Annotated in this window: 14 protein-coding genes; 9 read left to right on the top strand and 5 right to left on the bottom strand. The window is 73.1% G+C overall.

Going from position 1 to position 12083, the window contains the following annotated elements; all coding sequences use genetic code 11:
• Positions 1 to 136: 136 nt before the first annotated feature.
• The 4 genes from ABZ808_RS15695 to ABZ808_RS15680 all read left to right on the top strand — a co-directional run bounded on the left by ABZ808_RS15695 (position 137) and on the right by ABZ808_RS15680 (position 2518).
• Positions 137 to 1117 carry a YihY/virulence factor BrkB family protein gene (locus ABZ808_RS15695; protein WP_357006216.1) on the top strand — a complete coding sequence of 327 codons (981 nt, stop codon included), beginning with the start codon at positions 137 to 139 and terminating at the stop codon, positions 1115 to 1117.
• A gap of 102 nt (positions 1118 to 1219) precedes the next feature.
• Positions 1220 to 1636: a DUF2795 domain-containing protein gene (locus ABZ808_RS15690; RefSeq protein ID WP_357006213.1), complete on the top strand. Its 417-nt coding sequence runs from the start codon at positions 1220 to 1222 to the stop codon at positions 1634 to 1636.
• Between the two features lie 54 nt (positions 1637 to 1690).
• Positions 1691 to 2152, top strand: a complete 462-nt coding sequence (locus tag ABZ808_RS15685; RefSeq protein ID WP_357006210.1) for an SRPBCC family protein — start codon at positions 1691 to 1693, stop codon at positions 2150 to 2152.
• Positions 2153 to 2260: 108 nt separating this feature from the next.
• Complete coding sequence (locus ABZ808_RS15680; RefSeq protein ID WP_357006207.1) at positions 2261 to 2518, top strand: hypothetical protein; 258 nt, start codon at positions 2261 to 2263, stop codon at positions 2516 to 2518.
• Here the strand turns inward: ABZ808_RS15680 and ABZ808_RS15675 are convergent.
• Positions 2473 to 3792: an MFS transporter gene (locus ABZ808_RS15675; RefSeq protein WP_357006205.1), complete on the bottom strand. Its 1320-nt coding sequence runs from the start codon at positions 3790 to 3792 to the stop codon at positions 2473 to 2475. The two genes, ABZ808_RS15680 and ABZ808_RS15675, sit on opposite strands and share 46 nt — an antisense overlap.
• Positions 3793 to 3950: 158 nt before the next feature.
• Here ABZ808_RS15675 and ABZ808_RS15670 point away from each other — a divergent pair, with 158 nt between their 5' ends.
• Positions 3951 to 4163: a hypothetical protein gene (locus ABZ808_RS15670; protein WP_357006203.1), complete on the top strand. Its 213-nt coding sequence runs from the start codon at positions 3951 to 3953 to the stop codon at positions 4161 to 4163.
• Here ABZ808_RS15670 and ABZ808_RS15665 read toward each other — a convergent pair.
• Positions 4160 to 4609 (bottom strand): hypothetical protein, encoded by a 450-nt coding sequence (locus ABZ808_RS15665; protein ID WP_357006201.1) that lies wholly within the window; start codon positions 4607 to 4609, stop codon positions 4160 to 4162. The genes ABZ808_RS15670 and ABZ808_RS15665 overlap by 4 nt on opposite strands.
• A 157-nt stretch (positions 4610 to 4766) precedes the next feature.
• Between ABZ808_RS15665 and ABZ808_RS15660 the strand changes: the two genes are divergently transcribed.
• Complete coding sequence (locus ABZ808_RS15660) at positions 4767 to 5120, top strand: DUF6401 family natural product biosynthesis protein (RefSeq protein WP_357006199.1); 354 nt, start codon at positions 4767 to 4769, stop codon at positions 5118 to 5120.
• A gap of 88 nt (positions 5121 to 5208) precedes the next feature.
• Here the strand turns inward: ABZ808_RS15660 and ABZ808_RS15655 are convergent, their stop codons facing one another.
• Positions 5209 to 6072 (bottom strand): hypothetical protein, encoded by an 864-nt coding sequence (locus tag ABZ808_RS15655; RefSeq protein WP_357006198.1) that lies wholly within the window; start codon positions 6070 to 6072, stop codon positions 5209 to 5211.
• Between the two features lie 198 nt (positions 6073 to 6270).
• On the opposite strand from ABZ808_RS15655, the gene ABZ808_RS15650 reads away from it, so the two are divergent.
• The 3 genes from ABZ808_RS15650 to ABZ808_RS15640 all read left to right on the top strand — a co-directional run bounded on the left by ABZ808_RS15650 (position 6271) and on the right by ABZ808_RS15640 (position 10554).
• Positions 6271 to 8409: a SpoIIE family protein phosphatase gene (locus ABZ808_RS15650; RefSeq protein ID WP_357006195.1), complete on the top strand. Its 2139-nt coding sequence runs from the start codon at positions 6271 to 6273 to the stop codon at positions 8407 to 8409.
• Between the two features lie 64 nt (positions 8410 to 8473).
• Entirely contained in the window at positions 8474 to 9151 is a 678-nt protein-coding gene (locus ABZ808_RS15645) for an HAD family hydrolase (RefSeq protein ID WP_357006193.1), read from the top strand.
• A 101-nt stretch (positions 9152 to 9252) separates the two neighbouring features.
• Entirely contained in the window at positions 9253 to 10554 is a 1302-nt protein-coding gene (locus ABZ808_RS15640) for a cation:proton antiporter (protein ID WP_357006190.1), read from the top strand.
• A 10-nt stretch (positions 10555 to 10564) separates the two neighbouring features.
• Here the strand turns inward: ABZ808_RS15640 and ABZ808_RS15635 are convergent, their stop codons facing one another.
• Together ABZ808_RS15635 and ABZ808_RS15630 are read right to left on the bottom strand one after the other, a co-directional pair.
• Entirely contained in the window at positions 10565 to 11503 is a 939-nt protein-coding gene (locus ABZ808_RS15635; protein WP_357006813.1) for an FAD-dependent oxidoreductase, read from the bottom strand.
• A gap of 71 nt (positions 11504 to 11574) precedes the next feature.
• Entirely contained in the window at positions 11575 to 12078 is a 504-nt protein-coding gene (locus ABZ808_RS15630) for a metallophosphoesterase (protein WP_357006188.1), read from the bottom strand.
• Between the last annotated feature and the right edge of the window lie 5 nt (positions 12079 to 12083).

The following is a 12083-nucleotide window of genomic DNA, read 5'->3' as shown; positions in this document are numbered from 1 at the left end:
CGCTGGCGGGGCGGCAAACCGTAGACGGCGTCGGTACGGCGCGGGCGGGTTTGTCGATTTCCCGCCGCGGGTACCGGCCGGGCCAGGCTCGACCGGATGATCGGTCATCCGGCGGCCGGGGGCACAGGGAGCGGGCATGACGACCACGGAGCCCGGTACGGCGATCGACGGCGGACCCGGCGGCCGGGTGCCCCGGCGGATTCGGCAGCTGAGCTGGCGGACCTGGCGGGGGGTGCTGGTCCGCAGCGTGCGCAACTTCGTCACCGACAACTGCTCGGACTGGGCCGCCGCGCTGACCTACTACGGCGTGCTGGCGCTCTTTCCGTCCGCCATCGTGGTGGTGGCCCTGGTCGGCCTGGTGTCCAGCGGCCAGCAGACCGTCGACACGGTGGTCGACCTGGCCGAGCAGATCGGCGCCGGGTCGGTGGTGGCCGACGACGGCGTGGTCGGGGTGATCCGGGCCGTGGTGGTCGAGCAGAGCAACGCCAAGGTGCTGTTGAGCTTCGGTCTGCTGGGCGCGCTCTGGTCGGCGTCGGGTTTCATCGGCGCGTTCACCCGCGCCTCGAACGCGATCTACGGGGTGACCGAGGGCCGGCCGGTCTGGAGGCTGCGGCCGTTGCAGATCGGCCTGGCCGCGATCACGCTGGTGCTGCTCGCGGTGGTCGCGCTCGGGCTGATCGTCAGCGGCCCGGTCACCGACGCGGTCGGCGACCTGATCAACGCCGGTGGCCTGGCCCGCACGGTGTGGAGCGTGGCGAAGTGGCCCGTGCTCGCCATGATCATGATGGCGTTGCTGTCCCTGCTGTTCTGGATCGCCCCGAACGTGCGCCAGCCCCGGTTCCGCTGGCTCACCCCCGGCGGGGCGGTCGCCCTGCTCTCCTGGGCGGCGGTGTCCTTCGGCTTCGGCCTCTATGTGGCCAACTTCGGCTCGTACGACACGACCTACGGCAGCCTCGGCGCGGCCATCGCGTTCCTGGTGTGGCTCTACCTGTCCAACTCGGCCCTGATGCTGGGCGTGCAGATCAACGCCGAGGTGCAGCGGGGCCGGCGGTTGCAGGCCGGCGACCCCGACCCGGAGGAGCCGGTGCTGCCGCCGCGCAGCCCGGCCGACTCCTGACCGCCGCAGGTCCGACCGAATGTCCGGTTCGCGTCCGGCCCGGGGGACGGTTCGTGGCTCCGTGCCGGTTTACCCGGCGGGGTGCCGGGTAGCGCAGAAGGCATGGAGCGTGGCAACAGCAAGCACGGACCGAGGATCGACGAGCAGATGAGCCAGGAGGTCAGCGGCCTCGTTCAGGGGCCGGGGACCGGTGGCTCTCGGGTCGACGAGTCCCGGGTGCCGGAACCGGCTGGCGAGGACCAGCCGGAGACCACCACGGCCCCGGCCGGCGACCTGCGCACCGGCACCCCGCAGGGGATGAGTTCCGCCGACGTCGAGCAGCGCAGCCGGCTCGGCCGGTTCATCTCGATGAGCGCGCTGCCGGGCGACCGGCTGGTGCTCATCGCCAGCGCCCGCGAGAACGATGCGCCGGACGACATCGTGGCGGCGCTGGAGCGGCTGCCCGACGGCACCGAGTACCAGACGGTCTCCGAGGTCTGGGCCGCGCTCGGGCACAAGAACGAGACAACCCGCTGGTGAGAGGGATCGCCCCCCGATCCTGACGACAACCGGCGACCGAAGGAGGTTCCTGAGATGAGTGGCGTTACCGAGCACGTCGAGGTTTCCGTACCCGTCCGCACCGCCTACGACCAGTGGACGCAGTTCGAGGAGTTCCCCCACTTCATGGAGGGTGTGCGGGAGGTTCGGCAGCTCTCCGACACGATGACCCACTGGACGGTGGACATCGCCGGTGTGAAGCGCGAGTTCGACGCCGAGATCACCGAGCAGCTCCCCGACGAGCGGGTCGCGTGGCGTTCCACCGGTGGCACGCAGCAGGCCGGTGTGGTGACCTTCCACCGGCTCGACGAGGACAAGACCCGGGTCACCCTGCAGCTCGAGTTCGAGCCGCACGGGGTGGTCGAGCAGGCCGGCGACAAGCTCGGCATCGTCGACCGGCGGGCCAAGGGCGACCTGGAGCGGTTCAAGACGTACATCGAGCGGCGCGGTCAGGAGACCGGCGCCTGGCGCGGGACGGTGGACCGACCGCAGCCGTGATCGTGAGCTGCGTTCGCGCGATGGCCGCCGGGGTTCCCGGCGGCCATCGCCGTCTCTCCGGCCGGTCACGACCGTTTGCGATCATCGCGCCCGGGTACGGCTGATGTCATGACGGACGACAGGGTGTGGCGGGACGAGGAACGACTCCCACTGGAGGAGTTGGAGCGCGCCGTGGCGGGCTCCAGCATCGACGGGCAGGCCGACGACGTGACAGGCAACGACGCCGGTGAGGAGGCCGCGTTCGGGCACGGGCCCGCGGCGGCGGATCGTGGCGGTCAGGCCGAGGGCGCCGGGCGGGTACCGACCGACCCGGAGCGCGCCTACCGTCCGTCGACCACCGGCCGCACCGGCCCGGACACCGGATAGTCCCCGCTGGGCGTACCAGCCCTGGACTGGGCGGGCGCACCGGCACCGGGCGTACCCGCTGCGGTGTGCTCCCCGCCGGCCCCCGCATCGGGCCGGCGGGCGCCCAGCTCGTAGAGCACGACAAGCGCCAGCGCGAGCACCACCAGCGCCGGGCCGAGGACCTGCACCGACGTGGCGCCGATCAGCATGCCGAGCCCGGCCGGGACGAGCGCTCCGCCCAGCCCGGCGGCGCCGATCTGCAGGCCGATGGCACGGTCGGCGTGCGCCGCGCCGACCCGCTCGGCGGTGGTGAGGGTGAGCAGCGGAAACACCGGCGCGGCGGCGAAGCCGACCACGACCAGGCCGAGCACGGCGAGCGCGGCCGGCCCCGGTACGGCGATCAGCGCCGCGCCCGCGGCCATGCCGGCCAGGCTGGCCCGCAACACCAGCCGGGGCCCCAACCGCTCGGCCACCACGCCCTGCACCACCCGGCCGACGAACAGGCTGCCCCAGTACGCGGAGACGCAGCCGCCGGCCACGGCCGCGCTCAGGCCACGCCCCTCGGTCAGCAGCAGGAACGCCCACAGTCCGGCGGACACCTCGATGGCCACGTAGAGCGTGAAGGCGAGCGTTCCCGACCAGACCGCCGGCAGGCGCAGCGTGGCCAGGATCGGGACCGGTGCCTTTGGCGTGGCGGCCGACGTCTCGCCGCCCGGCGCGGGGATCGGGTCGCGGCGCTGCCAGGCCCGCACGGTGAGCGCGAACGCGGTGGCGAGGACGAGTTGGGCGGCGGCCACGATGCCGTACCCCCACCGCCAGCTCAGCCCGGCGCTCAGCACGCCGGTCATGACCAGCGGTCCGATCGCCACGCCCAGTCCGAAGAAGGCGTGCAGCCAGTTCATGTGGCGCGGGCCGAAGGCGCCGGCCGCGTACGCGTTGAGCCCGGAGTCGATCGCCCCGGAGCCCAGCCCGAGCAGCAGCGCGCAACCCACGATCACTGCCATGGTGGGGCTCAGGGCGTAGCCGGTCAGCGCCAGGCTGGCCAGCAGGGTGCTGCCGGCGAGCAGCGCGCCCACGCCGAGGCGGGCCAGCGTGAACCCGGCGAGCACGCTGGAGGTGAGGTAGCCGACGGTGCCCGCGGTGAGCAACAGCCCGACCGCCCCGGTCGGTACGCCGAACTCCGTGCGGATCGACGGCCAGCCGACCCCGAGCAGCCCGTCGGGCAGGCCGAGGCTGACGAACCCGAGGTAGGCCAGCAGGAGCAGCGAGGCGCGGGGCGGCGTGGGCGCGGTCACGAGACACCATCCTGCCGCAGCGGCAGTTTAGTGCCGAGGCCAGGCGGCCACCGGACGCGACAGGAAGTGCCGTCCGAACGGTCGAGAAAGCGGACAGCTCATCCAGAATCGGCCGATCGGGTGACGGCAAGGCGGTTGGTTCGCGTCAGACTTTCGGGATGCATCAAGGCACCGGAATCCTCTCCACGCGTCAGCGCCGCCTCGCCTGGCTCGGCTTCCTGCTCGCCGCACTGCAGGCGCCCGTGTCGGCCTGGCTCGTCTCCGACGAGTCGTGGCTGTTCAGCGTCTGCGTCGCGATCATGGTGGCGACCGTGATCATCGCCGACGACGCGGCCCGCCGCCGACCGGCCGACGCCACCGCCGGCGACTAACCCTCGCCGGCCGGTCGGGCCTCGTGCCCCGGCCGGCCCCGGCTACGGCGGTGCTCCTTCATCTCCGCCTCGTACAGGTGCCGCCGTCCGCCCACCAGCTCGTCGCGGGCCTGCTGGTCCAGCTCCCGAAACAGTGCGTGGTAGCCGTCGTCGAAGTCCTCGACGATCTGGAACGTCCACCGGCCGGCGATCACGTTGCGGCCCAGCAGCTCGGTGTCGATCCGCTCGGCGATCCGTGGGTGCCCGGCGGCACGGAACCGCTCCACCGCGTCGTCGAGCATCAGGTCGGCGTGCCCGATCAACTGGTGCAACGAGTACAGGTGCCCCCGGGCCCGTTCCACGCATTCCAGCGCCTCGCTGAGCTTGCCGAGCGCGGCCACCGTCGCGTCGCTCACCCCCGCCGGCCGTCGGTGCTGCTCATCCGGCCCGTCCACCTGCTCCCCCATCGGTACCTCCGTGTGCCCTCCTGTGCCCTGCCTCTCCTGCTGCCCCGTCTGTGCCGGATCAACCCTCGCGGCCAACCCCGAGTCGTCCGGTGGCACCACCCACACCCGCCGAGTGGACGAAGCCGATCCGCTCACCGATCGGTTAGCCTCGGTCACCATGCGTGTGCCGTTCAGCCGGGTCGCCTCCCGTACCGCCGTCGACTCGGCGCAGTCGAGCCTGGCCGCCCTCACCGTCTCCGTGGGCACCGCCGGGCTGGCCGCCGCGGCCGCGCGACCCGGGCTGCTCGCCCTGGTCGACCAGCACGCGGCCGCCGTTCGGGACAGCCTCGACGGGGACCGCCGGCCGCTGACCGCCGCGGCGCTCGCCGGTTACGCCGAGGGCGTCCGCACGGTCGCGTACGAGCACGGATGGGTGCCGCCGACCGGCCCGGTGGACTGGAGCGAGCCGGAATGGCCGCTCACCCGGTTGGTCGCGGTCTGCGCGCTGGCCCGCTCGCTCCAGGGCGCCTGAGAGCGTCGGGCAGCGGCAGCACGCGCGAGAGGGCGCCCGCGCCACAACGCGGACACCCTCCCCTGACGATCCGTTCTGGTTCGCCCCGCTACGGGCGGCGCTGCTGGGTTTCGTCGGCCGCACCGGACTGGTACGTGCCGCGCCCACCGGACATCGTCGACTGCTCGTCGACCCGGGGCATGTTCTGGGTGCGCTCGCCGCCACGGTCGGCCATCTGCCGCTCCATGTCGCCGCGCCCGGCAGCGGTGGCCCGCCGGTTCTCCTGCACCGCCCGGGCTTCCTCGGCCGCCCGGTGCAGCCAGCCGTCCCAGCGGTTCTGCATCGGTTTCACCAGACCGCCACCGACACCGACGATCAGGATGCCGGCCACCGTGGCGAGCACCGCGATCAACACCGGTGTGGTGACCGTGGTGGCGATACCCACCTGGTTCAGCGCGGCGATCACGCCGAGCGCGATGATGAAGATCGCCGTCAGGTCGGCCAGGACCTTGCCGTACGAGAGACCGCCCAGCGCCCCGGTGACCAGATCCCGGACGGCGTTGGCGATCGCGGCTGCCACCACCACGACGATGATCGCGACGAACGCCCGTGGCAGCCAGGCCACCACGCCCCTGATCAGGTCACTGATCGCGTTGGGCCCCCAGACGCCGAAGGCGAACTGCAGGGTGAACAGCAGGACCGCGTAGTAGGCCAGCCTGGCCAGGATGTCGCTGGCGTCGTACTTCGTTCTCTCCAGTGCCCGTTTGATGCCTCCGCGTTCGACCGCTTCGTCGAACCGCAACCGTTCCAGCACCGTGTCCACGATCTTGAGGACCGCTCGGGCGATGAGCCAGCCGATCACGAGGATGACGATGAAGGCCACTGCCTTCGGGATGAAGAGCAGCACCGACCTCCACGTGTCGGCGATGGCATCGCCAATGTCGGCCTGCCGAACCGCGAGGGTTTTCAGCATGATGTCCCTCCTGTCGCATGGACTGCGACGGGCGCATACCCGGTCACCGGTGCGGCAGTCCGAGCGGCTCGCAGCCATTTTTCCGACAAGTCGACCGACAGTGGTCCTGACCAGCCCGGACAGGCACGGCTCCAGACCTGGTGGCGACCCGCCGCCATGATCAGATGCAGCTGTCCGGCGGGCGACTAGGCTGCGAACATGCCAGGAACGGTCGGGCGAGTCCCCACGCCAGCAACCCCGGTCCCGGGCGCAACCACCGGGCCCGGCGCGACCGCTGCCGTGCTCGCCCACGACTGGGCAGCCACTGCGCTGGGCCCTCGTGACAGCTGGGACCCGGCGCTGCGGGCCGTGGTCGAGCTGATGCTCGCCTCGCCGATGCCGATGGCACTGGCGTACGGCGACGACCACATCCTGCTCTACAACGACGGCTACGCCGAGTTGCTGGGTTTCCGCCACCCGTCCGCTCTGGGCCGTCCCGCCGGCGAGGTGCACGCCGAGGTCTGGACGCTGCCCGGGTTCGGTGAGGTGGCCGAGCGCGTCTACCGGGAGGGCGTGTCGTTCCTGGAGAAGGAGTCCACGGCTCTCGTGGCCCGTGGGCACTCCGGCGTGGCCGAGCAGATGGTCTTCACCAGGGGCCACTCGGCCGTCCGCGACGGCTCCGGCCGGATCATCGGCGTCCTGACCGTCGCCGCCGAGACTACCCACGTGGCCGAGCAGTTGCAGAGCCTCAGCCAGGTCGCGGCGGCGCTCGCCGGCACCCTCACCCTCGACGACGTGGCCCGGGTCGCCCTGCGCTACACGATCACCACGTTCGACGCCGACCGGGTCTCGTTCGTGGTCGACGAGGGCGGCGGTGGTTGGCGGATGGTCCGCCGGGTACGCGGTGAACTGCTGGACGAGGTAGACGAGCGGTTGCCACCGCTGTGGCGGCGGGCGTCGGCGGACTGGTCCGGCCCGGTGGCGCAGGCCGTCCGCTCCGGCGAGCCGTCGTTCACCGGAGACGGGCAGCCGCTGCGCGAGACGGCCACGGACCGTCACGACCAGAAGGTACGGTCGCTTGCCGTGCTGCCGCTGGGCACCTCGGTGGTCCAGGGGGGGTTGACGGTCGGCTACCAGGTGCCGCACGCCTGGTCGGCCGCCGAGCGGGCGCTGCTGGCCGCCTCGGCGGAGTTGATCGGCCAGGCGGCCGAGCGGGCCCGCCGGTTCGAGACCCAGCACGGCACCGCCCAACTGCTGCAACGCAGCATGCTGCCGGAGAACCTCCCGGACCTTCCGCGGCTGCGGATCGCTGCCCGCTACGACCCGGGGGTGGACGGCAACGCGGCCGGCGGGGACTTCTACGACGCCTTCCTCCTGCCCACCGGCGGGCTCGGAGTGGTGCTCGGCGACGTCGCCGGGCACGACGTGCAGGCCGCGGCGCGGATGGGCCAGGTGCGGGCGGCGTTGCGGGCGCTGGCCCTGTCCGACCCGGCGCCGGACGCGGTGCTGGCCGGGCTGGACCGGCTGGTGACCAGCCTCGGCGCCGAGGCCCGCACGCACGAGCTGTTCGTCACCGTGGTGTTCGGCGTCATCGACGCGCAGCGGCGGGAGCTGACCCTCGCCAGCGCCGGTCATCCCGCTCCGCTGATCCGTCGGTGCACCCCGGACGGCCGGTCGTACGCCGAGTACGTGGACGTGCCGGCCGGCCCTCCGCTGGGGTTGGGCGGGCGGCCGGCGACGACCACCGTCGCCTTCCCCCCGGGCGACACGCTGCTGCTGTTCAGCGACGGCGTCGTGGAGCGTCGCCGGCAGAGCCTCACCGCCGGGTTGGACGCCCTCGGCGATGCCGTGGCCAAGGCCGGCAGCAGTGATCCCCGTGCCCTCTGCGCGGTGGCCACCGCGTCGGTGCCCGGCGGCACCGAGGACGACGTGGCCGTGCTGGCGGTCGAGCACGCGCTCCAGCCGAGCCGCTCGGCGGCGATGGAGGTTCCGGCGGAGCCGACCGCGCCGAGCCGGGTCCGGCACTGGATGACCGGTCAGCTCACCGAGTGGCAGGTCGCCGAGTCGGTGATCGGCGCGGCGGTGCTGTGCACCAGCGAGCTGACCACCAACGCGCTGCTGCACGCGGGCACGGCCGCCCGGGTGGAGATCGACCTCAGCCCGGAACGGCTGCTGGTCTCGGTCGCCGACTCCGGCACCCGGGGCACCGTGACCCGGGCGCGCACCGACACGTTGAGCAGTCGCGGTCGTGGTCTCGGCCTGATCGAGGAGCTCAGTGATGCCTGGGGCACCGACCCGTCGGTGCGCGGTTCCACGGTCTGGTTCGAGATCCTCGTTTCGCCGGCCGAGCCTCGCTGAGGTCGGCCGGGCGCCGCACGGTCCACACGAATCAGCCGGCAACCGGACGGGTAGGAGTGCCCCCATGGCTACCGAACGACCCACCGGAGTCCTCTTCGACGTCGACGGCACCCTCGTCGACACCACCTTCCTACACACGGTGAGTTGGTGGGAGGCGTTGCGCCAGGCCGACCAGCCGGTGCCGATGGCGACCGTGCACCGCTCGATCGGGATGGGCGCGGACAAGCTCCTCGATCACCTGCTCGGCCCGGAGCGGGACCGCGACGACGACCCGAAGCTGCGCGACGCGCACGACACCCTGTACGCCGAGTACTGGGAACGGCTCACGCCGCTGCCCCGGGCGGCGGACCTGCTGCGCGCCTGCGCCGAGCGGGGGCTACGGGTGGTGCTCGCGACCTCCGCCGCCGAGCACGAGGTCGGTGCGCTGCGCCGGGCGCTGGACGCCGACGACGTGATCGACACCGTCACCTCGTCGGCGGACGCGCGGCAGAGCAAGCCGGCACCGGACATCCTGGTGGCGGCGCTGGAGCAGTCCGGGCTCGCCGCCGAGCGGGTCGTCTTCGTCGGCGACTCGGTCTGGGACGTCGCGGCGGCGGGCAAGCTGGACATCCCCTGCGTGGGGCTGACCTGCGGCGGCACCAGCCGGGGCGAGTTGGCGGGCGCGGGCGCGGTGGCGGTGTACGACGACCCGGCCGCGCTACTCGCCGGGCTGGCCGAATCACCGCTCGCCAGGCCCCGATAGGTCACATCGGATGACGTGAGCGCGTACGCATAGCGGCACGCCGTTCGGGGCATCTGTGGCCACCTGCCCGCACCGCGCGGGTGCGGCGAAGGGGTGGTGCGGTGGACCCGGTAGACGTGGTCGACGTCGAGTTCGCGCTGGTGGGCCTGGGAACTCTGCTGGCGGGCGTCCTGCCCCGGGTGTTGGAGCGCCGCCCACTGTCCATGCCGATAGCGTTCCTCGTCCTCGGCATGGTGGTGTTCCTGCTGCCGATCGGGCTGCCGACACCGGACCCGCTGGCCCACCCGGAGCTGGCCACCCACCTGACCGAGATCGGGGTGATCGTCGCCCTGATGGGCGCCGGCCTGAAGATCGATCGTCCGTTGAGCTGGGCCCGCTGGTCGTCGACCTGGCGACTGCTGGCCATCGCGATGCCGCTGTGCATCGCGGCGGTGGCGCTGCTCGGTTGGTGGTGGGCCGGCCTGGTGCCGGCGGCGGCGCTGCTGCTGGCCGCCGCGCTGGCCCCGACCGATCCGGTGCTCGCCGCCGACGTGCAGGTCGGCGAGCCGACCGATGTGGAGGATTCCGAGGACGAGGTCCGCTTCGCGTTGACCTCCGAGGCCGGCCTCAACGACGGGTTGGCGTTCCCGTTCGTGTACGCGGCCATCGCCATCGCCTCGACCAGCCTCGCCCCGCGCGAATGGCTCGCCGACTGGTTCGCCGTCGACGTGCTCTGGAAGGTCGGTGTCGGTGTCGGCGGCGGCCTGCTCATCGGTTGGCTGCTCGGCAAGCTGTTCTTCCGGGCGCCCAGCCAGTTGCGGCTGGCCCGGCACGCCGAGGGGTTCCTGGCGCTGGCCGCCACCTTCCTGGCGTACGGGCTGGTAGAGGTGGCAGGCGGGTACGGATTCCTGGCGGTGTTCGTGGCCGCGCGGGCGATCCGGGCCGCCGAGCGGACCCACGAGTTCCATTCGGTGCTGCACGACTTCGCCGAGCAGATCGAGCGGTTGCTGACCCTGGTGCTGTTACTGCTGCTGGGTGGCGCCATCGTGGGCGGCCTGCTGGCACCGCTGACCTGGCAGGCGGCGGCCGTCGGGCTGATGCTGGTCTTCCTGGTCCGACCGGTCGTCGGCTGGCTGTCGCTGCGCGGCGCGCCGGGCCGGCCGGCCGAGCACTGGGTGATCTCGCTGTTCGGCATTCGCGGGGTGGGCTCGTTCTACTACCTCGCGTACGCCACCACGAAGGCGGACTTTCCGCAGGCGGAGCTGCTCTGGGCAACGGTCGGGCTGGTGGTGCTCGTCTCGGTGGTGGTGCACGGGGTCGCGGCCACCCCGGTCATGCAGTTGTTGGACCGGCAGGGCGAGCGGACCGGGGACCCGTCCGAACGCGACGGCGACGCCCGGCCCGTCGCCGCCGGGCACGCCTGAGCCCTGGCCGTCAGGTGAGGCGGGCCGCCAGCGCGCGGCCGAGGTCGCGGCCGGAACGCCAGGCGCTCTGCACCCGGGGCTTGCCGAACGCGTCGCCGGCCAGGCCGATGCCGTCCCCGTCGAGGTGACAGGTGTCGCCGGTGGCGTCGCCGGTCGGCTTCGCGTACGTCCAGCGGTGCACGTGCACGTCGGTCGCCTCCTCGGGCACCCCGAGCAGGTCCCGCACGGCCTGTTCGATCGCCGGGCCGGCGCCGGTGGGTTGGGCCAGGTGCCCGGCGGCGAACTCCGGCACGGTGTGCGCGACAAGCACCGGCGCGTCGTCCCCTCGCCGGTCGCCGTCGTCGCAGACCAGGTTGAGCACCGGATGGTCGTTGACGAACGCGCCGTGGAAGGCCGGCCAGCGCCGGGACGGGAACCGCAGCACCGCGGACAGCGTGGGTGACCAGGACTGCGCCCGCACGGCCCGGGTGGCCTCGGCCAGGGCCGGGTCGAGCAGCAGGGCGGCCTGCGTCCCCGGCATCGCCAGGGCGGCCGCGTCGAACCGCTCGCCGTCCACGGTCGGCCCGGGTTCCACGGTGAGCACCAGCCGGTCGACGGTCACCGGCACCGGCCCGGCCAGGTGTTCGACAAGCGACCGCAGCCCGCGTGGCGCGGCGTAGCGCATCGGGCCGGGCGCGTCGTGGCGGCCGTGCGCGTCGTACGACTGGAAGGTGTCGGTCCACTCCCGGACCAGGCCGGCGGCGCGCCACTGGTCGACCACGGCGGCGAAGTCCGGGTCGCTGACGGTGAAGTACGCGGCGCCGATGTCGGCGGGGCGACCTGCGAACCGCTTGCTGGCCATCCGGCCGCCACACACGTGCCCCCGCTCACGGACCCGCACCGGCACGCCGGCCCGGACCAGCTCCACCGCGCAGGCCACCCCGGCGATGCCCGCCCCGACCACCACCACACCCCGGTCCCCGCTCATCGGTTGATCGTAGGTGCCCGGTCGGCGGCATGGACCGGTGCCGACCGGCAGGACTAGCGGCGGGCCGGCAGCCGGTGCAGCTCGACCTCGGTCAGGCGCGCGGCGCGGATCTCCGCGGTGAGGTAGGTGGCGTGCGGCTGGGACCGGCGGTCGGTGGGTGAGCCGGGGTTGAGCAGGCGCAGCCCGCCGGGGGCCACGGTGTCCCAGGGGATGTGTGAGTGCCCGAAGACCAGCACATCGACGTCGGGGAAGCGGGCCGCGCACCGCTGCTCGCGACCGGTCCGGGGGCCGGTTTCGTGCACCACGGCGACCCGCAGGCCGTCGAGGTCGACCCGGGCCACCTCGGGCAGCCGGGCCCGCAGCGCCGGGCCGTCGTTGTTGCCGTACACCCCGATCAGTCGCCGTGCCCGCGCGGTCATCGCGTCGAGCAGCGACTCGTCGACCCAGTCGCCGGCGTGCACCACCACGTCCGCCGCCTCGATGGCCGTCCAGAGCGGCCCGGGCAGGTCCCGGGCCCGCTTGGGCAGGTGGGTGTCCGCCGTGAGCACCAGCCGCATCCCGG

The organism is Micromonospora sp. NPDC047527 (assembly GCF_040643015.1).
Lineage (GTDB): Bacteria > Actinomycetota > Actinomycetes > Mycobacteriales > Micromonosporaceae > Micromonospora.
This window is presented reverse-complemented; position numbering and strand designations above follow the sequence as displayed.